Source organism: Acinetobacter sp. 'aerobic (ED)', assembly GCF_904886855.1.
GTDB lineage: Bacteria > Pseudomonadota > Gammaproteobacteria > Pseudomonadales > Moraxellaceae > Acinetobacter > Acinetobacter courvalinii.
In genome coordinates this window covers 13,904-38,277 of sequence record NZ_CAJHGI010000008.1, presented here as the reverse complement: position 1 = coordinate 38,277, position 24,374 = coordinate 13,904, and the positions used below count along the sequence as shown (strand labels likewise).

Below are 24,374 nucleotides of genomic sequence, written 5' to 3'. Positions count from 1 at the left end.
GCTCTAAACGTTTATTTCCAGGTCTGGCGAATCATATCCACCGCTTTTTCAGCAATCATCACGGTCGGTGCATTGGTATTGCCATTGACCACGGTTGGCATGATCGAGGCATCGATTACACGTAGCCCTTCAACGCCATACACTTTAAGTTCAGGATCAACCACCGCCATCTCATCCACACCCATTTTACAACTGCCGACCGGATGATAAACCGTATCCACACGCTGGCGTAAAACTTCACGGATCTCATCATCGGTTTTTACATTGGCAGTAAACATATCTTCTTTGATTTTGTCTTGTAAAGCAGGCGCCTGCATCAACTTTTGCGTGACTTTATAACCATCGACCAAATCTTGAAGATCCTGTTCATCCTCAAGGAATTTAAAGTCGATCAACAATGGATCATCGACATGCTTACCGCTAAGTTTGACCGAACCGCGCGCCCGGGGATTTAACAAACAGACGTGACATGAAATCCCGTGCCCCATATGCATGGTTCGGGCATGGTTATCCACTACGGCGATCACAAAGTGTAATTGCAGGTTCGGTTTGTCTAACTCAGGACGGCTTTTTAAGAAACCACCACATTCTGCGTAGTTGGTGGTGAGCAGACCACGACGTTCTTTACGATAACGTCCCACCTGCTTGAATAGATCTAGACTGCCCCCCATCGAAACTCCAAAGGTACCATCCATCAGCTTGGTTTTATAGGCAAAGATAAAATCTGGGTGGTCATGTAGGTTTTCACCCACTCCTGCAAGCTCTTTCACCACTGGAATGCCGTGTTTTTCCAGCTCCTGACGTGGGCCTATACCAGAAAGCATCAGGATATGCGGTGACTGGAAAGCCCCCGCTGATAATAAGACTTCTTTATCGGCCTTAATCGTGGTGGTATGGCCTTTATGCTTATACTCAACGCCTACCGCACGGCCATTTTCAATCACAATGCGTGAAACTTTGGCTTGGGTGACTACATGCAGATTCGGACGTTTTCCAATATACGGGAATAAGTAGCCACGTGCCGCACTCCAGCGCTCGCCTTTCTTCTGGGTGACTTGATAGACACCCAAACCCTCTTGTTCCGCACCATTAAAATCATCATTCAGTGGATAACCGACCTGTTTTGCCGCTTCAATGAAGGTTTGCTGATAAGGATTATCTGAATGTAAGTCACTGACATTTAAGGGGCCATGCTGGCCATGATAGTCATTATGGATACGTTCGTTATGTTCTGATTTTCTAAAATACGGCAGTACGTCTTCATACGACCAGCCCGTGTTACCCAAGGCTGCCCAGTGATCATAGTCACTACGATGTCCACGGATATAAACCATGGCATTGACCGCCGAACATCCACCTAAACATTTACCGCGCGGCTGATAGCCTCGACGACCATTGAGGCCTTTTTGCGGAATGGTTTCAAATGCCCAGTTATTAATTTTCGTGGGAATGCTGATGACTGCAGCGGCAGGTGTATTCACCAGCCAGCTATTACCCTCTCCACCGGCTTCTAATAAACATACCGAAATATTCGGGTTCTCGGTTAATCGTCCAGCCAGCACCGAACCTGCCGAACCACCACCTATAATTACAAAATCAAAAGCTGTTTGTGTCATCTCAATACTCTGTTTTTTCTTTTTAAAAAGCGGCAATAGTATGCCGAACATGGCATTCCAATACTGTTGTATTTATCTAACCAATTCATATCAATATAAGCAACTTAACTGGATCATCATCAAAGCGCAATAGCCAAATCAAACTACCTCTTTACGATTGCTGAGCACTATATCTTCATCATCTTAATGAACAAATTAAGATATTAAACAAAACATAAAAGGCCAATCTTCCTTATTTATGCTAAAAATTCAATTATTTAGCAACCCTCAAAATTCACATATACAATTGATTTTTAATTAAAAAAATAAAAAACAATGTAAATTAAGAATTATTCACGTGAAATTTATTTTGAAAATATTAAGTACTATAAGCTCCTTAACTCTCACTCAGCGCATAAATTTGCTCTCTGACAATTTCAACAAGCCTTATAGAACAGGAGATATAAACAATCGAAATCTAACGATATCAAATCAAACTAATTAATCTTTTTTCACTTAGCAAAACACATGTAGGTATCTTTATGGAATTTAGTTGGCAAACAATAATCTCTATTTTAAGTATAACGGTTATTTCAACATCATTAATTCAAGTTTTTAAATATATTGCTATGCCCCACTACAGGCTCGAAATAAATAGAAAACAACATTCGGACAAAGCAAACGCTCTCTCCAACTATATTAATAATACATATAAGCCGCATAAAGATGATTTAAAGGAAACTCCAAAATCTGTAATACAAAAGCAAACTAATGCGGCATTCGCTACAACTAAATTTAATTTCGAACTTATATTTTTATTACTTAATCGAGATGTAAGAGATATTGAATTAAGAGCTAAAGATATTCAAAGCCGATGGATATTATTACACGTTGATTATGAAAGTAAAAAAATAAAGTGCTTGCTTAAAAAGACTTGGCTTCCAAAGATAATTGGTATCGCATTTATGCTTTATTTTGTTTTTTCCATTCTAATTATGGGAATTGTTTTAGGATATGAATGGTATGGTTTAAGAGGTATCAATGAGTCTTATCTTTTAATTACATTGTTTCTCTTAATTTTAATTGATGCATATATCATTTATGTAATTGGAATAATCAAAAACTTAGAGAATTTAATTAATTGGGAGGACTAAAAGTCCAAGTGCAAAAAAACCGCTAAATTAGCGGTTTTTTATCTCATCTTTAAGATGATGGTCGGAGCAGTAGGATTCGAACCTACGACCCCCTGGTCCCAAACCAGGTGCACTACCAGGCTGTGCTATGCTCCGAAATTGGGGTGAATGACGGGATTCGAACCCGCGACAACTGGAATCACAATCCAGGGCTCTACCAACTGAGCTACATCCACCATCAAAATTTAGTTCTATGTACCAAGCGACCAAATGGCGCGCCTGACAGGATTCGAACCTGTGACCATCCGCTTAGAAGGCGGATGCTCTATCCAACTGAGCTACAGGCGCATAACGATGATAATAATATCAAGCGATACTTCGCCGATCTTAAACTAATGTTTTAAAACATTATTTTAAATGGTCGGAGCAGTAGGATTCGAACCTACGACCCCCTGGTCCCAAACCAGGTGCACTACCAGGCTGTGCTATGCTCCGATTTCTCAGCTTTTAGTGTATCGCACATCGTGCGGTACGGTGTGCATTCTAGGCGCGACGCCCTAGAACGTCAACACCTATTTTTCAAAAATATTAAAAATCCTTACCAAATGTATATTTAACAAGCATCTTGATGCTTTTTAACGCTTTAATGAGGCACTAAAGTTCAACATTCGATCTAAAGGTAATTTAGCGCGTTCTGCCAAAGCTGGGTCAACGTGTATTTCTTGATCGGCATGCTGCAAGACATGCAAAATTCCATCCAGTTCGTTCATTGCCATCCACGGACAATGCGCACATGAACGGCAAGTTGCCCCCTCACCTGCAGTTGGTGCTTCAAATAATTCTTTATCAGGCACCGCTTGCTGCATTTTATAGAAAATACCCCGATCGGTTGCTACGATCATTTGCTGATGCGGTAAAGTCTGGGCAGCTTTGATCAGTTGCGAGGTACTTCCCACGGCATCGGCAATATCGACCACCGATTCAGGTGACTCTGGGTGCACCAATACCGCTGCATCTGGATAAAGCGCTTTCATTTGCGCAATGCCACGGGCACGGAATTCTTCATGCACGATACAGGCACCATCCCACAACAACATATCAGCGCCGGTTTTCTTCTGGATATAGCGGCCTAAATGCTGATCTGGTGCCCAAATAATTTTTTCACCCAAACTGTCCAGGTGCTCAATGATCTCAACCGCACAACTTGAAGTCACCACCCAGTCCGCACGTGCTTTCACTGCTGCTGAAGTATTGGCATACACCACCACGGTATGATCAGGGTGCTGATCACAGAATGCAGTGAACTCATCGACAGGACAGCCCAAATCGAGTGAACAGGTTGCTTCTAGGGTTGGCATCAACACGGTTTTTTCAGGTGATAAGATTTTTGAAGTTTCGCCCATAAACTTCACGCCTGCCACCACAAGGGTTGTTGCAGGATGATCGCGACCAAAACGCGCCATTTCCAATGAATCAGAAACACAGCCACCCGTCAGTTCTGCAAGCTCTTGCACTTCCGGATCACAGTAATAGTGCGCCACAAGCACAGCATTACGTTTTTTAAGCTCTGCTGCGATTTGAGCGAACTTTTCTTGTTTCACTTCTGGGCTGAGGCTATTGTCCTTTGGCTCGCCCAAACGATCTAAATGCGCCTGCACAATATTTTTGGCTTCGTTCGCAATTAAATTCGCATCATTCATAAAACGTCTTCTCTATCCTGCGTGCTTGCATCATTGCAAAGCTATAACGTGGGTGTCGGGGTGATCATTTGTTGAGAATCACACTGTCCACAAACCAGCTTATAAAAAAAGCCTCACTGTGGAGGCTTCATTATAACGCAAATTTATGAGCGATAATCGGCATTAATTTTCACATAGTCGTAAGAAAAATCACAGGTATAAACCGTGTCTTTTGCCGTACCACGACCAAGATCAATCCGGATGGTAATTTCTTTTTCAGCCATCACCGCAGCACCTGCTGCTTCGGTATAGTCCGGGTTTGCACCACCATCTAGGCAAATTTGCACGTCACCCAACCAGACTTGAACCTTGCTACTGTCGAGATTTGGCACGCCCGCCTTACCAATCGCCATCACAATACGACCCCAGTTTGGATCTGACGCAAATAATGCAGTTTTAATGAGTGGCGACTCGGCAACGCTATAGGCCACATCACAACATTCTTGTGTATTTGCGCCGCCCTCAACCTGAACGGTAATGAACTTGGTTGCCCCTTCACCATCACGTACGATTAATTGCGCCAGACGATCCATAATACGGGCAAGCACATCGAGCATTTGTTGATAACGTGCATCGTCTTGGTTCTGGATTTCAGCACCACCGGCCAAACCGGTTGCCACAAAGATACAAGAATCATTGGTCGAGGTATCACCATCAATGGTAATGCGGTTAAAGGAATGCTCAACCGTGGTTTGCAATAAGCGCTGTACCAGTTCTTGGCTAATCGGCGCATCGGTTGCAACGAAGCTGAGCATGGTCGCCATATTCGGACGGATCATACCTGCACCTTTGCTGATGCCAGTCATGGTATAGGTCACCCCATCCAGTTCGAACTGTTCGGATGCACCTTTCGGCGTAGTGTCAGTAGTCATAATGCCAGATGCCGCTTCAGCCCAACGATCTGCATTTAACTCATTTAATGCAGGCTGAATGCCTTGCAGTAAACGCTCAATCGGGAGCTGCTCACCAATCACACCGGTTGAAAACGGTAAAATCTGGTTAGTCTGTACACCGGTTAACTCAGCTAGTTTGGCACAAGTCGCTTCTGCATTTTGATAGCCGACTGTTCCTGTTGCAGCATTGGCATTACCCGTGTTGATAATCAGGTACCGTGGGGTATTTTCTGTTAAATGCTTTTTACTCAATTGAACAGGCGCAGCCGCAAAAGCACTCTGGGTAAACACTCCGGCGACCTTTGATCCTTCAGCAAATTCAAAAATGACTAAATCTCGTCGATTTGGATAACGTACATACGCCTCAGTTGAGCCAATTTTTACACCCTGCACCACATGCATAAGTGGCATAGTTACGTCACCAACAGCCATTTTTAAACTTCCATTCAATTTGTTATGAAAAAGAAAATGAATACATACCCTATATATGAGACTCGGAAAGGTCATCTACAACCTGCGTGGTATTTGTAATATCCCGTTTCTGCGATAGATAAAACAAATGCAACAAGTGAACAGGTTTTGTAGATGACAATGCCTTTGGTTACTTTGGGCGAAACCAAAGTAACTCGAACCGAAGGTTATTCCTAATATTGGATTACGCTAAGCAAGACACCGCCTCGCGAATAACCGAGTTACGGTTCCAGTCATAAAATATGTGGATTCATATCTGTTAAGTAGCTTATTCCAAAAAGAAATGAAAATCGAGTATTAACACTACGGATTATGGAATTTGGCTTTGCTCTAAACTGAGTAAAATCTGCTTCTTATCCAGACCACCCGCAAAACCCACCAACGCCCCACTCGAACCAATCACCCGATGACACGGCGCAATAATCGAAATCGGATTCTTGCCATTGGCAGCGCCCACCGCACGCACCGCTTTCTCGTTCCCTAGCTGTACTGCAATCTCTTTATAACTGCGTGTTTCCCCATAAGGAATACTCAATAATGCTTGCCAGACCTGTTGCTGAAAAGCCGTTCCCTGAAAATCCAGAGGCAAATCAAATTGCTGACGTTGCCCTGCAAAATACTCTTCTAATTGTTGTTTCACTTTATGCAACATTGGATGCTGGCGATCTTCAACCAGCTCGGCTAAACGAACCCGTTTATGGTCTTCGTTATCCCACATCACCGCAACCAGTGCCTGATCATGTGCAACCAGTTTTAATACGCCTACAGGCGAATCCATATACATATAAACCAGTTGCATCATGTTCTCCTTAAGTGGTTAATTTGATGACAGTTTCATCAACATCAAACCCGATACGATCAAGACTGCTGCAATCATTCGCATCGCGGTCATCGGTTCGTTTAACACCATGATCCCGACAATAAAAGATCCAATCGCACCAATCCCGGTCCAGATGGTATATGCCGTTCCTAGTGGAAGGGTGCGCATTGACATCGACAGCAACACCACACTTAAAACCATGAAAACGATGGTCACGATACTTGGCGTTAATTTGGTAAATCCTTCAGACAACTTCATCGAGTATGCCCAGATGACTTCAAAAATACCTGCCAAAATTAAAATTGCCCACGCCATTTTATTACGCTCAACTTTATCAAGGGTTGGGTCGTCCCAACGTGATTCTTTCGAGGGAGGTCGTCCTCCTAAGCCCAGCAGTGTACTGTAAAATAGACCATGATGTGATTTGTTATGTTTCAACTCGGTTGAAAGTTTGAGTAATGAACAGTGACTGCCCCTATTTCTTGCGTAAGGTTTTTAACCATTGTGCGAAACGTGCAAGGAGCTTGGACAAGAACTGTTGTAGCTGGTTTAATGCATTGTTTTCTGATGGGTTCAATTGACCAGTAGCTGTCTTGTTCTTGACAGTGGCAAGCTCTAAAGGCTCATAATGTGGCATGGTTTGCTGTAGCTCAGCCCCCAGATTGAGCCGCTGTAAAGCCGCAGTGACAGTCTCAATCGGGTCTTGATGATAAAGCGCCAAATGTCGGGCATCTACATCAATACAGTGTTCAAGTAACAGTGCTGAAAAAGGAATGAGGGCCTGTCTTACCCGCTGTTCATGTGCAACGCTACACATTGCCGGAATATGATAAAAACTGACATACATGCTACCCTCAGAGAGAATGCGTTCAGCTTGAGAAGTAGAGACGTGCTGAGGCTTTTCGCCCGACGGAGTAGCGTGAGTATTTTTATCTGTTATTGGATTGTGTTGTTGTTCTAAAGCCATTTATGCACCATGAATGACTCAAAAAAGATACTGTTAGTATAAACCAACAGTATCCCGAAAAAATGACATTTTAAACAAAATATCAAAACTTTAGCGTAAGACCTGCACCATAGATCCAACCTGTTTTAGAATCCGAAGCTTCCTGCCAGTCAGTCGCCTTGCGTCCCTTGTTATAGCCATAAGCCACATCAATAAAAGGCATTACACGGTTTTTCACAATTTCATAGCGGGTTTTAATCCCGACTTCCGCATCGGCAAGCCCGGTTTTGGCTGCATATTTGGATTGATCTCGTAGCACCCATTGCATTTCCAGATAAGGCTGCATAATCAACTTTTGTGTAAGCAAGAAATCACGTTCAGTTTCTAGCACAAAACGCCATTGCTGATCCTGTCCCGCATACAGATGGGCATCGGTTTCAAAGAAATATTGCGCCATGCCGTGCACACCCACAACACCTTCAAACTGTTCCTTATCGACTTGATGCTCAGCGTTATAACGATAATTTACGCCAGCTTGAACATCCCAAAAATCTGAAATATTACGGCTATACAGGGCAGCAATACGTTGCTCCGATTTTTCAGACTCGGCCTTGGCATAATCGGCGTTGATAAACAGTTTATTTTCATCGCTGCCCACCCAGGTTTTTAACTTAGATTTAACTGTACCCTTGCCATCTTCATCCAGCAACCATGCAGTATCCAACTGAGTCGACTGATAGATTTGCCCACCATGTTCACGGGTATGGTCGTGCTGCCCATATTCTGTTTCAGGTCGTTGCTGAACTGTTATCTGACGTTGATGTTGTGAATGATCCATTGGAGATGCAGCAGCCACTGGCATATGCTGCTGTGTGGGCATCTCCATTTGCATCATCTGATCATGTCCTTCATGCGCATAGGCAAATGCACTGAACGAAGAAACCATGCCACCGATTGCCAACAATTGTGTATATCGTTTCATTTTGCAAACTTGCTTAGTGATGTGCATGGCTCGCTCCTTGAGATGATTGAACAGGGGCTTGAACTGGCTTTTTTGAATCGTCTACATTGGCAACAATCAGCTTGCTCATCATGCCTGCAGTCATGTGATATAACAGGTGACAATGGATTGCCCACTCCCCTAATTCATCCGCAGTCAACAAGGCCGTAATCGTCTTGCCAGGCGGTACAATCACGGTATGCTTATTCGGCATATCTTGCGGTGCCTGCCCATTTTCCAGTTGCATAAACATGCCATGTAAATGCATCGGATGCGCCATCATGCTTTCATTGACGAATTTCAGGCGGATACGCTCACCATAACGCACCGTTAAAGGCTTAAAGTCAGGATCACTAAACTTCTTGCCATCAATGGTCCAGATATAACGTTCCATGGTTCCGCCCAAACGAATTACCACTTCACGTTCTGCTGGACGGCTATATTTTTCTGGCTGGGGTTGCAAAGATTGCAGATCGGCATAGGTTAAGGCTTTCTGACCTGCAGGCGTTGCCGCATTGGCCCAGCCCTGCACAGTATCCCTGCCTTCTTGTGCAGAAGAGTCTGCCATTTGATGCTGACCATGCTCCATCTCTTTCATGCTCATCTGTGCATGGGCACTATGATCCATTTGAGACATGTCCATATTTTCTTGTGAACCATGATCCATACCGACATGTTGTTTAGGAGCATCAGCCTGTTTGTCCTGAGCAATCTGATGCTGGCTATGCTCCATCTTGCTCATATTCATTTCAGCATGTGCACTATGATCAATGGCAGATTGTGAGGATGTTGCAGCCTTCTCCTGTTGCTGTGGCATCTGGTGCTGACTATGGTTCATTTCGCCCATTTTCATTTGACCATGCGAGCCATGATCCATGCCCATGTCTTCCATGGTCAATAAAGCACGCGGACGTGCTTTTGGAATCTGGACACTGGTCGGACGGGTCAGCATTTCATTCTGCAATGAGGCAATGGCAAAACCAGAACGATCGATCGACTCTGCTTCAATTTGATAATGTGCCTGTTTCGGTTCGACCAGCACATCATAAGTTTCTGCGGTACCAATACGGAACTCATCTACAGGAACAGGTTTTACTGGCTGGCCATCGGCACTGACCACGGTCATTTTCAGGTTGGGAATACGTACATCAAAAAACGACATCGCCGATGCATTGATAAACCGTAAACGGACCTTTTCTCCCGCCTTAAAAGCACCGGTCCAGTTTTGTTGCGGGGTCTGACCATTCACTAGAAAGGTATAACCCGTGACATCAGACAAGTCCGTTTTCAGCATGCGCATCTGGTTCCACATCGAACGATCTTGCCAGGTTGCTTTCAACCCTTGTTGCTTGAACTGTTTCCAGACGTCACCGACTGTTTCACGCTGGTTCTGGTAATACTCGGCTGATTTCTTCAGATTTGCCATGATCTTGTCACTTTCAGTTTCATGGAAATCAGACAACATCACCACATAATCACGCTCCGCTTGTTCATGGGCCGCGACAGGCTGTTTGCCTTTGGGATAAATCACCAAAGGACCATATAAACCATCCTGTTCCTGACCCTTGCTATGCGCGTGATACCAGTAAGTGCCATTTTGGCGAACCTTAAAACGGTACTCAAAACTGCCATTCGGCTTAATACCTTTGAAACCGTTAAAGCCTGGTACACCATCCATGAGTCCGGGTAAAAGTAGGCCATGCCAATGTAAAGAGGTATCTTGATCTTTGAGCTGGTTATGAACATGAATGACAGCTTCATCCCCCTCCTCAAACTCAAGTAATGGGGCAATAAATTTGCCATTCACGGTAATACGTTGCACCGGTTTACCCGTCACATTGACAGTACCCTGATTAATATTGAGATGATATTCCTTGATTGCAGCCACACTATAAGGTGCAAACAATAAGCTTAGGCTAGCGACAACACCAGCATATATTTTTGAGGACATGATGATTTCCTAATCTGTTAACTTTAAAAATGCTCAGCTCCCTTTTCACAAAGAGCAAGAGCCTGCAAAGACAGATCAGGTTCTAGGTGGCCGTAAGATCTCTTGCCAATAGCCTGCCAGATGCCTCGCCTGATAATCCGTATGGATATGCGTACTCAGCTCTAAAAATGGCGAAGAAGAAAGGCTTGGGGTATTGTGGTCTAAAGCGAAATTGATGCTTTGACAATGCGAGGTACTATTACAATCCTGACAATGCAGATGGTCCTGCATCTGTCCGTCATGACATTGACCGGGACTCATGCGATCTGCATGTGAGCTTTGTGCAGAATGATGTTGCATCATTTGCTGATCATGACAGGATAAGCTTGAAACCGTAGATGAATGATGAGAATGAAGCTCTTGAACTGCTGCAACGGCCGCACTGCTGCCCCCAATGAAAAAAATCATCAGGAATACAAACCACAGATGTCTGTATTGCTTGCGAAATTGCACTAAAGGTTCCTTGTTTCCATCAATTCAGGTGATCGAATATGCCTAGCATAATTTCTTTCGACTTTATGCACAATGACCTTACTGTTTAAATTCTTATCACACCATTCAAAAGCATTATGCTTTTGCTGTTTTATTGGTCACTCTAACCACTTTCACCCACTGCACAAAAATAATGCAAAATAAATAAGTTAGCGCATAAAAAAAGGACAAAAACCTGTCCTTTTTCCAATATTTTGCTGCCAATATAAACAACTGAAATCATTTTGTTTATTTTAACAACATCTTATCCACTTGGTTATCAACACGGTTATCCACCCAGTTATAAACAAAGTTATCCACAAGTCTGGGTGAAAAATAGGATGAAAACACTAAACTTCTGTTGCACCGACTTGAGCCAGCTCTGCACGCATTTGGTCAATCACGGCTTTATAGTCAGGCTGACCAAAAATTGCTGAACCTGCAACGAACATATCCGCACCCGCTTCGGCAATCTCACGGATATTGGCAGGACCCACACCGCCATCGACTTCCAGACGGATATCACGACCGCTGGCATCAATAATCTGACGCGCCTGACGTAATTTATCCAAAGTCATCGGGATGAATTTCTGTCCGCCAAAGCCAGGGTTTACGCTCATCAATAAAATCTGGTCGACTTTGTCCAGCACATAATCAAGGTAATGTAAGGGTGTCGCCGGGTTAAAGACTAAGCCCGCTTTTGCACCGCCCGCCTTGATCAGTTGCAAAGAACGGTCGATGTGATCGGTTGCTTCCGGATGGAAAGTAATGATTTCCGCACCTGCTTCAATAAAATCACCAATCATGCGATCCACAGGCGAAACCATCAGATGCACATCGATGGGTGCTTTAATCCCGTATTTTTTCAGTGCTTTACACACACCTGCACCAAACGTCAGGTTGGGTACATAGTGGTTATCCATCACATCAAAATGTACAACGTCTGCACCTGCAGCTAGAACTTTTTCTACCTCTTCACCTAAACGCGCAAAATCAGCAGATAAAATCGAAGGAGCAATCAAATAAGGCTTGGACATGGATGACCTGGCAAACTCTGAGAAAAATGATAAGGCGATTATAACAAATTCAGCCCACTTAGGGCTGTTACAAAGTCATTATTCAAGCATTGCAAACTTGCAACAACGCGTTGCATCTCAACTATTTTTATCTGCTTTATGCTTTGTTATGTTAGTCAATGAAATAAGAGGAAGAAAAGCAACATGAATAGCAGCACCAATATCACGACGACTGAAGGAAAACGCATCAGTAAACGTTTGCTTAATCACTGGAAGCATAAGTTTGAAGTTGCAGAAACGGACACAGAGACAAAAATCTTTATGCCTACTGCAACCGTTACCCTTACACCGCATGAACAGCATTTGGCGGTACTGATCGAAAACCAGCAAGAGGATGTCGCACATCTTGAACAGGTGGTGATCAATCACTTAAACCGTATGGCGCAGCAGGAATTTGTGGCTGAATGGCAGCACAATTAACAAGAAGCTCAACATGAGCTTCTTTTTTTATCCCGCTACTTTTTCAAGCTGAATGGCGTGGAACTGGAGATGATCGTCAATAAAACTTTGAATAAAGTAATAGCCGTGATCATAGCCTTTGTGTAGACGTAAAGTGAGCGGTTGCTTAGCTTCCAGACAGGCCTGTTTGAATTTCTCGGGGTTCAACTGAGCAAAGAACTGATCATCCAGTCCCTGATCAATCAGGATTTCTTCAAATAACCCACCTTTTTGCTGTACCAGCGCGGTCGCATCATGTGCCACCCACTGCTGCTGATCCGGTCCCAAATATTGGCCAAATGCCTTTTCGCCCCACGGGCAAATACTGGGTGCGCAGATTGGCGCAAAAGCCGATACCGATTTGAATTGATCCGGATATTTAAAGGCTAAGGTCAATGCACCATGTCCGCCCATGGAGTGACCAAAAATTCCGATCTGGTTTTCAGCCACCGGGAATTCTTGTAAAACATGAGTATAAAGCTCATCAACCAGATAAGACTCCATTTGATAATGCTCAGCCCAAGGTTGTTGGGTGGCATTAATATAAAAGCCAGCCCCTTGCCCAATATCCCAATGATCACCTTGTGCAACATCGTCACCACGCGGAGAAGTATCAGGTGTAATTAAAATCAGGCTGAGTCGAGCCGCCATGCGTTGTGCATGCGCTTTAATCGCAAAGGTGTCTTCGGTACAGGTTAAGCCTGCAAGATAAAATAGGGCTGAACATGCTTTGCCTTCCAGAGCAACAGGCGGCAAATAGACGCCGACTTTGGTGCTACCTTTCAGATGTTGAGAATCAAGTTGATAAATACGTTGCTCACCCTCAAAACAACGGTTTTTTTGCAGTAGCTGCATGTTCATCATCCTGTGTTTTTGTAATGTCTGTTGATGCAATATTTTGTGTCGGGAACAGATACGGTTCAAGCTGTGGCAGCATCAGTTCCATATTACGGCCCATCGACCATTGCGGTTCAGAGGGTTCAACACCTTGTGCCACTTCCCACTTGGTCACGGTCTGTTTGGCCTGCTCAAAGGCTTTCTTCATTGAAGATTGTTCGCGCATTGCCAGATCAAAAAATGCCCGACCAAAATAAGTATAGTCTGCTTCGTTATTACAGCCAAAAGAAGTTTTATCTGCAGCAGAAGCAGTAATGATTAAGGTGTCCGGTGATTGTAAAGCCGGAATAAAACTGCCCGAATAACATGCTGAGATCACAATCACACGCCAGCGAATCCCAGATTTATCCAGCGTTTCTCTTAACCATTTTGGATCAACCTGATCCAGATCCAGTGGCGCATTTTCAATTTCAAAATGATTCCGCTCACCATGCGATGTCATATACAGAAACAACACATCACTATCACGATTCATTTGCTGACCAATACGGCGTAACGCCAGTTCCATACTGGTTTTCGATGCGATTGGCACTTCTAAACGTGTAGCTGGATTATTAATCAGCATGATGGAACGGCCAAAGGTGCCAAAACGGGTATCAAACTGTTCTCTGATACGTTCAATTTCCGATTTGAATACATCCACATAGCTATCACCCGCCACCCCCATAAAATACCAGTGGCTTTGGGCAATATCGCCATACTGAATCTGATCCAGTGCCTTATCCAGCAAATGGCTTTGCGCATAAAAAGCATCTTCGGCAAAACTTGGCGGGGTCTGCTCCACTTTCCAGATCGGCTGATCCTTCACGGAAAGCTGCCATACCACCATGGTTGCAATAGTTGCCACAAAGACCAGTGCACGTTCCCACCACGGCCAGTTGAGGGCACGTGAAAACACCCAGATCACTGCCAGACTTTGCCAGACAAATAGCCCAACAAACAGCGGTGGCAAGAAACCGTTATAGATACTGTCAGGAATAAAATTCAGATAACCGTTAGAACCCAGATACTGGATAATGCATTGTAACAGCAGAATATTGGTATCAAGCACTAGCCACAATAAGGCAGGCACCAGCATCAAACGTGGCTGATTCATCCGTTGCGAAAGAAAAATACCGACAATCAGGGCAATAAAAGGCCATAGTGCATAGCCGATCAAGCCTTGGGAATTAAACTCTCCCATTTGTCCGGCCACCAGCCAGCTATACAGCGAGTTGGTACAGCCACCGAGGATACCCCAGAGAATCAGCTGGGTAATGGATGGATGGACAACCTGCAAGGAACGGCGAGACCCGAGGAACAACCACATTCCAGCAATTTGGTTACTTTTAAAATCATGCCAGAGATTAATGGACGGTTTGAGGTCTATCATAAAATTCTTCGGGAGTTTCTCTTTTCAAGCCTAAACTGAAAATATGCCATCCTAATATTTGAATGTGCAGTACTTTTCCTAAAAGACGCAATGCGTGACTGTAGTGTAAGCTCGACAAGAATTTTTTAGCAATCATGCTTTTGCACTATATCACAAAACTTTACCGAGCATTGACGCAAGCCAAACAATCATTTGAATCTGATTTTAAATTAACCTTTTGGAAAATATGCATCAAAACGGCAAGCATCACCTAGCCATTGGTGATCAGGGCTTTGATCTGCCAGATAAACCGCATGTCGGGGGCGTTTCACAATCACCCGTTTGGCAATCTGGCTGGCCAGATGCAAGAGTTGATCGCCAAGATCCATTTCCCCATCTTCCGGCAACAACAAATGTAATAACTGCATTTGCTTCTTGACCTGAGCCTGTTTTTTTACTGCTTGCTGGTTCTGATCCCGTTGCGGAAACATCGGATCCAGATACACCACATCGACCTGCTCGCCGTGCTGGACAAGCTGCTGCAAATAGCTGTTGGAATCGGCATAGATCAGTTGAATACGCGACATGAACGACTGTAAAAACGGATCTTGCTCGGCCTGTGCTTTGGTATATTCCAGTAATACAAACAGGATTGGATGGCGCTCCACCAGCCGGACTTCAGCACCCAAATAGGCCATCAGTAAACTGTCATGCCCCAAACCTGCGGTTGCATCGATCAAGCTTGGCTTTTCCCCCAGTTGGCAGGCTCTGGCAATCATCTCTGATTTTAAGCTGGCTCTTTTTAAACGGGGAATCTCGGCACGCCAGTCCGGTTGCATTTTCATGCCGTTGGCAGCTAGGCTAAGCCCATCACTATCGATGACCAAAGCCATCTCTGGATTCAAACGTAAAAAACGGGCATTGATCTTTTCAACCGCTTGACCGTTCAACTGAACCTTTAATTCAGCCAAGCGGCTTTTCAGTTGCTGAAATGCCTGTTCATATTCCGCTTGATAGTAGCACTGCATCTGCATTACCAGTGTACCCAACCTGTCCACCACGTCGCCAGGATAAACAATCCAAATACGATACGGTAATAGGCAAAAGCGGTGAAGTCATGCTTGGACACATAACGAATCAAGGCACGGATCACCACCAAGGCAGAAATGAAAGCAACAATAATACCGACGGCTAACACCAGCATGTCATTGCTATGCAATTCATGGCGCATCTTGTACATATCCAGCAAGCCAGCGCCCATCAATACAGGGATGCCCAAGAAGAATGAGAATTCGGCTGCGGCTTTACGAGATACCCCCAAGAATAATGAACCAATAATGGTTGACCCTGAACGTGAAGTTCCTGGAATCAAGGCCAGACACTGGATCAGACCAATTAAAGTCGCTTGCTTAAAACTCAGATCATCCACTTCTTTGGTAACGATCTGATGCGGGCGACGTTCCGCCCATAAAATGATAAAACCACCGACAATCAAGGCAATCGCAACAGTAATGGCATTAAATAAATAGGCTTTAACCACATCACCAAAAGTCAGGCCAATAATCACGATGGGAATAGAGGCAATGATCAGGTTCAGACTCAGACGGCGCCCCTGTTCCTGTCCTGTGAGCGCACCAATTAGCGCGCCCCACAATTTACCCCAATATTCATAAATCACCGCAGCAATTGCACCAATCTGTACGGCGACAGCAAACATATCACGCTTTTCAATGCTCCAGAAATCAAGCAGTTGACCTGATAAAATGAGATGTCCTGTGCTTGAAATGGGCAGGAACTCGGTAATCCCCTCAACCAAGCCCATAATTGCTGCTTTAAATAGCAATAAAAGATCCATAATTAACCTTAATTCGCCTTACCTTGTTCTGGAATTTTTTTCCACGCATCATCACGTAAATACACGGGTAACGCCTGTTCAGCATCAACCCATTTTTGCTGTGCCGCATATACACGGGCAATGGTCGCAATGTCCTGTGCCGTTGCCTTAATCTGTACCCATGCGGTGTTTTGAGTGGAAGCCTCAGCGGAGTCTATTCCTGTTGGCTTAATTAATTCTGAACCCGAGCCAATCGGCGTAAATTTGCAATACGCAGCTGCTTGCTCGTAATTCATTAATTTTTCTTCATCCTGCGCCTGCATTATGCCCTGCTCATCCAGACTGAAATTCGCGATATACACTTCCTGCATACGCGCATCTAAAACTGCGGTGACTTGCGCTAAACCTGTAACACGATAAGCGGCCTGTGCCAGAGCCTGTAAGCTGGATACTGGAATCACCGGTAAATCCTGTGACCAAGCCAATGCCTGCGCAACAGCAGCATTAATTCGCACCCCACTAAATGAACCCGGGCCCCGGCTAAACGCAATTGCCGACAAATCAGCAAGTTGACTTTGTGTCTGTAATAGAGCTTGTTCGATTAAGGGCAAAATAGTTTGCGTTTGTGCTTTCGGTCGGTCATCCAACTGAAAGTAGAGTTCTTGAGTATCATCAATCAATGAAACAGAACACTGCTCATTTGCAGATTCCAATGCCAGCAACTTCATGCAAAAACCTTAGCCCGAAACAGATAAAAAACGTCGAGTATCATACTCCACTCAAACGCGATAGGCGAGTTATTGGCTTTTTTATCTCCATAAAAAGCCAAGCATAAACTTGGCTACATGAAGGCTTGATTTTTAAACGTCCATTAAAAAGTAAAAGCTTCCAGATTTAAAAAGTTTTTGTAATGTTCAGCATAATGCAAGGCACTTAAACGCAAGCGTGCAGCGCCCTGTTCATCCAGTGTTTTCACCACCTTTCCTGGTGAGCCCATCACCACAGAGTTGTCCGGAATAACCTTTCCTTCGGGAATCAAGGCATTGGCGCCAATAATACAGTTCTTGCCAATCACTGCATTATTCAAAATCACTGCATTCATGCCGATCAGTGAATTATCACCAATGCGACAACCATGCAACATCACCTTATGCCCGACCGTCACATACTCGCCGATATGCAGCTCGATGCCAGTATCAGTATGTAAAACCGCATTTTCCTGAATATTCGAAAAATCACCAATCCGTATCACACAATTATCGGCACGTACCACAGCGCCAAACCAGATACTGACCTGTCGACCGAGTTCTGCCTGGCCAATAACCGTTGCGGTTGGTGCAACCCAGCCATCCCAAGGTTCATGTAAAGCTTTCGGACTCAATCCCTGATAGGTATACATCATGATAAAAAACTCTTAAAAAAATTAGAACTTTGCAATCCCAAAGTGCGGTGGATTCACCAAGAAAGGCCAGCTTTTTTGATAGCCTAATCCATACTGAAATAATGACACCAGCATCCGGGCAGTCAGCCCCCAGACCACTTCACTGTCTACCTGCATGCTCGGGAAATATAATGATTGTCGGGCTAAACGCACTTCATAAGGTAAAGGTGGAGCATCAATCAGTTCTTGCAACGGAACAAAGAAAATCCGGTCAATCTCGGTTGGTTGAGCAATTAGTTCGACCTGTGCTGGAATCAGCCCGACAATCGGTTTAACAGATAGGCCACTACGCGCCCGCTGAATCGGCAAGTCACCCAAGAGCTTTACATCGAAGGGATTCAGTGCAGTTTCTTCTTGTGCTTCACGGAGCGCCACCACAATATTACTGGTATCGCTTGGATCACGTTTCCCCCCTGGAAAGGAAACCTCCCCTGCATGTTGCGACAATTGCATCGAACGACGGGTGAGCAAGACTTTAGGCTGACTTTCTTGGGTAATCGCAATCAATACAGCAGCATCCGCCTGCTGGATTCGTTTGGAAAAACGTAACCGTTGTTGTAAAAGCGCGATTAACGATGGTTCTTCCATCTCAATTATCTCTTGTTCTCATTTTCCTTAATCAGCATCATAGCCGAATTTTTAGCTGCAATCATAGATCATGATGCGAAGTCATCAAAATTCGGTTATGCTGAGTTATCTCTACGGCTGATGATAATTATGAGCTTTTGCGTTGCGTGTGGACATCAAACTGAAGCAAAAATTCCACTGGGTGATCATAAATCACGATTGGTCTGCACACATTGCGGCAACATTCATTATGAAAATCCCAAAGTGATTTGTGGTGCATTAGCCTTATGGGATGATAAAGTCTTACTGTGCCGCCGCGCCATTGAACCCCGCTATGGCCTCTGGACCTTACCCGCAGGCTACATGGAATTATTTGAAACCATGGAACAGGGGGCAGCACGCGAAACCCGAGAAGAAGCTGAAGCCGAAGTTGAAATCGAACAATTGTATTGTATGTACAATATTCCGCGTATTGGACAGATTTATGTCCTGTTTAAAGCTCTGTTAAAACAAGGACAGTTCGGTGCCGGTGAAGAAAGTATCGAATGCCGCTTATTCGAAGAACATGAAATTCCATGGAAAGAACTGGCTTTCCCAAGTGTAGAACAAACACTCAGACATTATTTTGCTGATCGTAAAAGTGGACAATTCCCTCCGCATTTAGAAACACTTGGCACACGCCTGGACCATACCGGCTAAATAAAAAAGACCGCATTGCCGCGGTCTTTTTTATTGTGACTATCGTTTAAGATTTTATCTTAATCGCATTACAGGCTGGAATTTTTTGGTCTGCAACCTTAATACTTGCGGTACCCGTATAACGCTTAGCGATGGCACGTTCAGCATCTGTTGGTGCAATCAATTTACTCTTATCCGTGTCTTTATGGTCATATATAGTGATATAAGAGGTCAGATAAACTCCGTGCATATTCAACCATGAAACGGTCTTATCAGAGAAATTGGTCAAGTTAATTCCATTCGCTTCACCATTTAGCAAGTTAAACACGTTGATTTTTGCGCCACTAATATTTTGTTTGTTATTCAGAGAGGTAAAGTTTAAACCAAGTAAAATTCCCTCAAGTACGCCAAATTTCGGATTTGAGAAAATCATACGTACGGTTACTGACTTATCATTTGTTGAAGAGTTTGCGCCACCTGTTGTACCAATTCGATATTGTGTTACACCAAACTCATCTAAATATGTACCATCCGCCTGTGGTTCAGCTTGGGCACAATTACCCGACATATCTGTTGCGGTTGCATCTTTTTTGATATCGGTTCGGATATCTCCATGTTCATCAATCAAAATCCCTAAATCAACAGGGGCAATGCTGGCATCTTGAAATTTAAACGTTAGGGTTGCATAGAGAGGGAATGCATAACGCTGTCCAGATTTGACATTTGCTTCTGTAGTAAACACATCTTTTGATAAATAACTTGCCGAGTTAAATTTAAAGACATCAGTTACGCCTTTATAGGTGATACCATCAATATTCTGCTGCCATAAACCTAAATCTTTTGCGTTGTTAAAAGGATCGGTAGATTTAGCTTTAGTAAGTTGGCGATAAACCGCTTCAGTACTGGCAATATTTGTTCCATTAATCAACTTACCTTGTGTGATTAATAAATCTTCAGCAGAGTTGTTATTTAACATGAAACGCAAAGGTTGCCCTGGATTAATTTCCTGATTAATCAAATTAAACCAGTTTTTTTGTGGCTGAACTTGCATTTTCTCTGGTTTAGCACTTCCAATTAATGCAAGTGGTGGAGCAACCACACTATTGGTAATAATCGGGTTACCTCGCCATTGTTGACCATAACCGAGGATATAACCCTGACGATCTGTCAATAACTCAAAACGTCCCATAGAATGACGTAAGGTTGCACCTTTTCCATCTGTAGCATTCAAACAGTCCTTATAAAGGTCTCTGTTGCATCCAAACAAGCCATCTGGGAATACGCCACTTCCTTCATTTGGCGTTTCGATAACAGCTCCATTACTTCCTGCCTTAAAGAGTGGTAACTCCGCATACCATACGCCGACCTGGCTTAGATTTAGCAGCTGAGTAACGATAGCCAAGGCTTGTTCATCAGTAATTCCACTTACGTCTAGCCAAGGTTTCAGAATTTCTGCATATGCTCCGCTACTGAGTTCATTTACACCAACATCCTGAGATATTTCCGCAAGCGTATTTTTCTTTTCTTTTGTGAATTCAATCTGCTGAATATCACCAATCACATTACGATTGTCCGCAACACCCTGGCTCTGGAGAATTTTAACTAAAGCCATTGCCACGCGTATGGTTTCGTCCTCTGCACTTACACTTGCTGGTGTTTTTCCAGTGAGGCCCATTGCTAAATCAACAATACGGATACGGGAATAAGCGGCTGTTTTGAGTTTAGTAATCTTATCTAATTGCACTGAGCCCAGATTAATTTTGCGTGCACTGGTCTCACCTTGAAGATAGAAAGTAACCGTATCCCCCAACTTACAGGCACCCGTAGCAAGATTACCTTCCATTTTTGTTGCAAAATGATTAAATTTATCTGAACTACAATCAAAATTGAGACCAGCAATCGGATAATCCAGCACAAACTGTAAACAGGTATCTTCTTTCACATTACAACTGGTATTTGAAGTGACACCTTCTACCCCTTTGGTTGGGTCTTCATTAATCTTGGCACTTTCGCCACCACAACCATGTAACATCACTGCAAGCGTCGATACTGCAAAAGGTAATAATATTTTCTTATTCATACATTTTAATCCTGTTAATGCTTATTTTAAAGCAGAGATCCTTATCTGACCTTGATTTGATAGTTCGCTTTCAGGCACATCAATTGCAGAAGCAAGTGGTGTCATCATCATATACTCAGCTTTTGGAGGAATTTTTACCACCCCCTGAATTGCTGAGTGTTGCAGCAGTGTTGTGTTCACCAGATTATTTTTAAACCCACTTACGGCCTCCTGCGCACAGCCCTTTTCATCTAAGAAGACCACCAAAGGCCAATAATAAACAGGTTTCTCATTACTAGAAGCGTAAGAGGCAATTTGCATATATTCCACAGAATGATCCAGCTTAACCACCTCGTATTCAAATTTTTCTTTCAAAGGCTTCCTCGGCCAAACACCGACTTCCTTTTTAGGGGTTAGGGTCTTGATTGATTTTTTATAATCTTTTAAGAAACAGCGATCATTTTCAAACGTTGCTGCCAAATCCTCTGCAGATAAACGAATATAAGTACTGGATAAAACAATTGGTGCTTCAGGCTTAGAATTGCGATTCAACAATCTATTCAGCATCGACTGGTTTACACCTTTTTTACGCTCAATTGTTTCCATACGACCCGTCCCATCTGGCATGGTATAAAAACGTTTCTTGCCATCAAGGTTAAATTCTTGATCTTCTAAATACTCATTATTTACGTATTCCACACCATCAATTCTTGAAACAGGTGCTGTCGTAGAAGTTTCAACATTTACGGTTTCAAATGGCTGCGGGCTTTGTACTACTGCTTTTTTATTCAGCTTTTCTGCTGTCAAAAGTGGTTTAGTCGAAATAGTAGGATCAATATCAACAGATTGTGACTTCTGTGCTGATATCACCTTCGGTAGGACGGTTTCTGCTGCAGATGGCTGCGGTTGTTGTTTAATCTCTTCTACTTTTTTTACTTGTTTAGGTGATGCAGGTGCGATGACAGGAGCGTGAGAAACATTCGCCTCGGTAGCTTGTTTATGTAGTGCAGGTGCTTTAGACACTGCCATTGCAGCAGTTGGCTTGGAAGAAGCGATTACTTGATCTTGCTGCTTTTTCTCAACCACGACGGTTTCTACTTTTTCTACTTTCTCAACCTGTGCCACCTTCTCCTGTTTTTGCTGAACTGGTAGGGTTTTTACAGGCTGAGATTGTTTTTTCTGAGGAATAATCATTGGCCGACCATCTGGGCCAATGATCGTATAAAAGCCCTCTTCTGCATATACAGCTCCTCCACTTGTCAAAGCAACGAACAAGGTCACGAGCAGAGGCTGTTTAATCATTTTATACATTACCATTTTGTTCTATAGTTAATGCCAAGCAAGGTGACTTTAGTATTGGTTTTTACATTTAGGCCTGCATAAGGGTTTAACAGGATGTTACCTACCCCGGTCTGATTCGATAAGCTACTGGTATTGGCTGGAATATCATCCCGGCTGCGTAAGAAACCTAATGATAAATCTAGATCAGTATCCTGATCAAAACGATAACCAATACCTAGACCAAATAACTGCGCATTGTTAATAGGTACCATGGTATTTCGTTTGTCATCAGGAATAGAACTGGTACGAGGTTCATATCCCATTCGTAATTTCAAACGATCTGTCGCAGAATATTCAAAACCGATCCCCCAACGCCAAGAAGACTGGAAGCGTAATGGTAGGGCCAGAGAGCGGTCTGTCACATCATTAGATAACAGCTTGGCCACTTTAAGTAAGGAGATTTGTCGGTCAAATTCAAATCTAAATTTGTCCCAAGCAGAGAAGTCTGTCCAACCAACGTCAAAGTTCATTTGCAAGTCTGGGAAAATTTTATATTTGATCCCTGCTTTAAAATGCTGAGGATATTTGAAATCCATCGCAACCAGTCCAGACTCTACATCGGGTACATAGCCAGGTAAGCCCAGAATCGCAGCAAGAATCTGCCCTGTTGCAGACGAGTTTAAACCTGCAACCAGCTGTTGCGGAGCCACCGCATTATTAATTAAATATTTGCCTTTTAAGCGCATTTTGGCTTCACTTTGATAGACCATACCAAAGCTAAAGTCATCAGTTGGTTCCCAAAGTAGACCAAGGTTATAACTTGGGCTTAAGGACTGCTCTAAGGAAACATCCATGGCTCCCATTTTATTAAACGGGTTCATCCCTTCTTTGGCATTACAGATACCAAATAATAGTAAATCGGTAATGATATCGCCATTGTCTTTAAATGGCCGACAAACAACCTCATCGACCATACGTAATACGCCAATCATTTCATTCGGAAAACGTAAATCCGTTTTCAGGGCAATTGCCTGATAAGACATACCAAATGACGCGCCAAGTGATAAATGATCATTGACTTGATAACCCAAAGATGGTGATAAATAGGTAATACGTTCTAAGGCAACTTGTTGCCCCATATAGTTACTCGGGTTGCCATCTTCCGCACCAAAACCCGCAACTAAAGGTGCATACACAGCGGTTGCATAAGTTACTTTTGAACCAGGGGGTTTATATGAAATCCCTGCGGTCGGTGCAACTAAAGGCGAGTTTGGTCCTAAATCAACAATTTTCTTTAAAACAGGAACGTAAATACTGGCATATTCCACATCCCCATGCACTGTACCTTTAAAGTCTGTACAAATATTGGAATCAATTTCAGGCCCATCATTACAAACTAGCGGATCATCCGAATAACCAAAAACGTTGTAACCGGCAGGTGCAGAATAATCACGTTTGATGGCAAAATTTGCCAAAATACCTTGCACATCGGTTTGTAAGCCATCAAGTTTTGCAAGTGCTGCCGGGTTAAAATGCACTGCACTAATACCCGGTGGGTCTGCCGTTACAGCGTTCCCCAAAGCAAGCGACCTCAAGTCTACAGATAAGTCTTGTCCTAACTGTGCATTAGCAACAGTAGATAAACCAGCGAAAAATATGGCTATCGTTAAAGGACATAATTTAAGGTGTTTCAC

Annotated in this window: 24 protein-coding genes and 4 tRNA genes; 4 read left to right on the top strand and 24 right to left on the bottom strand. The window is 43.5% G+C overall.

What is annotated here, in order from left to right:
• Nucleotides 1–11: 11 nt before the first annotated feature.
• Entirely contained in the window at nucleotides 12–1,616 is a 1,605-nt protein-coding gene (locus tag JO943_RS15200; protein ID WP_202741230.1) for a GMC family oxidoreductase, read from the bottom strand.
• 521 nt (nucleotides 1,617–2,137) lie between these two features.
• Between JO943_RS15200 and JO943_RS15195 the strand changes: the two genes are divergently transcribed.
• Entirely contained in the window at nucleotides 2,138–2,749 is a 612-nt protein-coding gene (locus JO943_RS15195) for a hypothetical protein (protein ID WP_202741229.1), read from the top strand.
• 58 nt (nucleotides 2,750–2,807) lie between these two features.
• On the opposite strand, the gene JO943_RS15190 is transcribed toward JO943_RS15195, so the two are convergent.
• The 13 genes from JO943_RS15190 to rpe all read right to left on the bottom strand — a co-directional run bounded on the left by JO943_RS15190 (nucleotide 2,808) and on the right by rpe (nucleotide 12,095).
• Nucleotides 2,808–2,884: transfer RNA gene (locus tag JO943_RS15190), tRNA-Pro, on the bottom strand.
• 4 nt (nucleotides 2,885–2,888) lie between these two features.
• A tRNA-His gene (locus tag JO943_RS15185) sits at nucleotides 2,889–2,964 on the bottom strand.
• A 35-nt stretch (nucleotides 2,965–2,999) separates the two neighbouring features.
• Nucleotides 3,000–3,076 (bottom strand) — tRNA-Arg (locus JO943_RS15180).
• Nucleotides 3,077–3,146: 70 nt separating this feature from the next.
• Nucleotides 3,147–3,223: transfer RNA gene (locus JO943_RS15175), tRNA-Pro, on the bottom strand.
• Nucleotides 3,224–3,363: 140 nt separating this feature from the next.
• A complete protein-coding gene (gene nadA, locus JO943_RS15170) occupies nucleotides 3,364–4,428 on the bottom strand; it encodes a quinolinate synthase NadA (protein ID WP_202741228.1) in 1,065 nt (354 codons plus the stop codon).
• A 143-nt stretch (nucleotides 4,429–4,571) separates the two neighbouring features.
• Nucleotides 4,572–5,792: a bifunctional glutamate N-acetyltransferase/amino-acid acetyltransferase ArgJ gene (gene argJ, locus JO943_RS15165; RefSeq protein WP_202741227.1), complete on the bottom strand. Its 1,221-nt coding sequence runs from the start codon at nucleotides 5,790–5,792 to the stop codon at nucleotides 4,572–4,574.
• A gap of 349 nt (nucleotides 5,793–6,141) precedes the next feature.
• On the bottom strand, nucleotides 6,142–6,630 hold the full coding sequence (locus JO943_RS15160) for a methylated-DNA--[protein]-cysteine S-methyltransferase (RefSeq protein ID WP_005228867.1): 489 nt from the start codon (nucleotides 6,628–6,630) through the stop codon (nucleotides 6,142–6,144).
• Nucleotides 6,631–6,648: 18 nt separating this feature from the next.
• A complete protein-coding gene (locus tag JO943_RS15155; RefSeq protein ID WP_005228866.1) occupies nucleotides 6,649–6,966 on the bottom strand; it encodes a DMT family transporter in 318 nt (105 codons plus the stop codon).
• A gap of 160 nt (nucleotides 6,967–7,126) precedes the next feature.
• Nucleotides 7,127–7,618, bottom strand: coding sequence for a cobalt transporter (locus tag JO943_RS15150; RefSeq protein ID WP_202741226.1), 492 nt, complete (start codon nucleotides 7,616–7,618; stop codon nucleotides 7,127–7,129).
• Nucleotides 7,619–7,700: 82 nt separating this feature from the next.
• On the bottom strand, nucleotides 7,701–8,606 hold the full coding sequence (locus JO943_RS15145; RefSeq protein WP_202741225.1) for a copper resistance protein B: 906 nt from the start codon (nucleotides 8,604–8,606) through the stop codon (nucleotides 7,701–7,703).
• A complete protein-coding gene (locus tag JO943_RS15140; protein ID WP_202741224.1) occupies nucleotides 8,593–10,548 on the bottom strand; it encodes a multicopper oxidase domain-containing protein in 1,956 nt (651 codons plus the stop codon). Before JO943_RS15140 ends, JO943_RS15145 begins: the two co-directional genes overlap by 14 nt.
• A gap of 75 nt (nucleotides 10,549–10,623) precedes the next feature.
• Nucleotides 10,624–11,040, bottom strand: coding sequence for a hypothetical protein (locus JO943_RS15135; RefSeq protein WP_202741223.1), 417 nt, complete (start codon nucleotides 11,038–11,040; stop codon nucleotides 10,624–10,626).
• Between the two features lie 368 nt (nucleotides 11,041–11,408).
• Nucleotides 11,409–12,095: a ribulose-phosphate 3-epimerase gene (rpe, locus tag JO943_RS15130; RefSeq protein ID WP_032874902.1), complete on the bottom strand. Its 687-nt coding sequence runs from the start codon at nucleotides 12,093–12,095 to the stop codon at nucleotides 11,409–11,411.
• Here rpe and JO943_RS15125 point away from each other — a divergent pair.
• The gene (locus JO943_RS15125; RefSeq protein WP_202741222.1) at nucleotides 12,094–12,282 is read left to right on the top strand and encodes a hypothetical protein; all 189 of its coding nucleotides are present in this window, start codon (nucleotides 12,094–12,096) and stop codon (nucleotides 12,280–12,282) included. The two genes, rpe and JO943_RS15125, sit on opposite strands and share 2 nt — an antisense overlap.
• A complete protein-coding gene (locus JO943_RS15120; RefSeq protein ID WP_005228855.1) occupies nucleotides 12,279–12,554 on the top strand; it encodes a DUF2218 domain-containing protein in 276 nt (91 codons plus the stop codon). The genes JO943_RS15125 and JO943_RS15120 overlap by 4 nt, the downstream gene beginning before the upstream one ends.
• 27 nt (nucleotides 12,555–12,581) lie before the next feature.
• On the opposite strand, the gene fghA is transcribed toward JO943_RS15120, so the two are convergent.
• From fghA to JO943_RS15085, 7 genes are all read right to left on the bottom strand, one after another.
• On the bottom strand, nucleotides 12,582–13,427 hold the full coding sequence (gene fghA, locus JO943_RS15115) for an S-formylglutathione hydrolase (RefSeq protein ID WP_202741221.1): 846 nt from the start codon (nucleotides 13,425–13,427) through the stop codon (nucleotides 12,582–12,584).
• Nucleotides 13,396–14,841, bottom strand: a complete 1,446-nt coding sequence (locus JO943_RS15110) for a C13 family peptidase (RefSeq protein WP_202741220.1) — start codon at nucleotides 14,839–14,841, stop codon at nucleotides 13,396–13,398. Before JO943_RS15110 ends, fghA begins: the two co-directional genes overlap by 32 nt.
• A gap of 209 nt (nucleotides 14,842–15,050) precedes the next feature.
• Entirely contained in the window at nucleotides 15,051–15,854 is an 804-nt protein-coding gene (locus JO943_RS15105) for a class I SAM-dependent methyltransferase (RefSeq protein ID WP_032874906.1), read from the bottom strand.
• A complete protein-coding gene (locus tag JO943_RS15100; RefSeq protein ID WP_032874907.1) occupies nucleotides 15,854–16,675 on the bottom strand; it encodes an undecaprenyl-diphosphate phosphatase in 822 nt (273 codons plus the stop codon). The genes JO943_RS15105 and JO943_RS15100 overlap by 1 nt, the downstream gene beginning before the upstream one ends.
• An 8-nt stretch (nucleotides 16,676–16,683) precedes the next feature.
• A complete protein-coding gene (gene tsaB / locus JO943_RS15095; RefSeq protein ID WP_202741219.1) occupies nucleotides 16,684–17,382 on the bottom strand; it encodes a tRNA (adenosine(37)-N6)-threonylcarbamoyltransferase complex dimerization subunit type 1 TsaB in 699 nt (232 codons plus the stop codon).
• A 143-nt stretch (nucleotides 17,383–17,525) separates the two neighbouring features.
• On the bottom strand, nucleotides 17,526–18,053 hold the full coding sequence (locus tag JO943_RS15090; protein WP_202741296.1) for a gamma carbonic anhydrase family protein: 528 nt from the start codon (nucleotides 18,051–18,053) through the stop codon (nucleotides 17,526–17,528).
• 24 nt (nucleotides 18,054–18,077) lie between these two features.
• Entirely contained in the window at nucleotides 18,078–18,683 is a 606-nt protein-coding gene (locus JO943_RS15085) for a CoA pyrophosphatase (protein ID WP_005228843.1), read from the bottom strand.
• Nucleotides 18,684–18,812: 129 nt separating this feature from the next.
• Between JO943_RS15085 and JO943_RS15080 the strand changes: the two genes are divergently transcribed.
• Entirely contained in the window at nucleotides 18,813–19,361 is a 549-nt protein-coding gene (locus JO943_RS15080; RefSeq protein ID WP_004774970.1) for an NUDIX hydrolase, read from the top strand.
• Between the two features lie 46 nt (nucleotides 19,362–19,407).
• Here the strand turns inward: JO943_RS15080 and JO943_RS15075 are convergent, their stop codons facing one another.
• From JO943_RS15075 to JO943_RS15065, 3 genes are read right to left on the bottom strand one after another with little or no spacing between them, the layout of a single operon-like run.
• Nucleotides 19,408–21,420: a hypothetical protein gene (locus tag JO943_RS15075; protein WP_199949625.1), complete on the bottom strand. Its 2,013-nt coding sequence runs from the start codon at nucleotides 21,418–21,420 to the stop codon at nucleotides 19,408–19,410.
• A gap of 21 nt (nucleotides 21,421–21,441) precedes the next feature.
• The gene (filE, locus tag JO943_RS15070; RefSeq protein ID WP_202741218.1) at nucleotides 21,442–22,710 is read right to left on the bottom strand and encodes a putative pilus assembly protein FilE; all 1,269 of its coding nucleotides are present in this window, start codon (nucleotides 22,708–22,710) and stop codon (nucleotides 21,442–21,444) included.
• Nucleotides 22,710–24,374 (bottom strand): OmpP1/FadL family transporter, encoded by a 1,665-nt coding sequence (locus tag JO943_RS15065; RefSeq protein ID WP_202741295.1) that lies wholly within the window; start codon nucleotides 24,372–24,374, stop codon nucleotides 22,710–22,712. The genes filE and JO943_RS15065 overlap by 1 nt, the downstream gene beginning before the upstream one ends.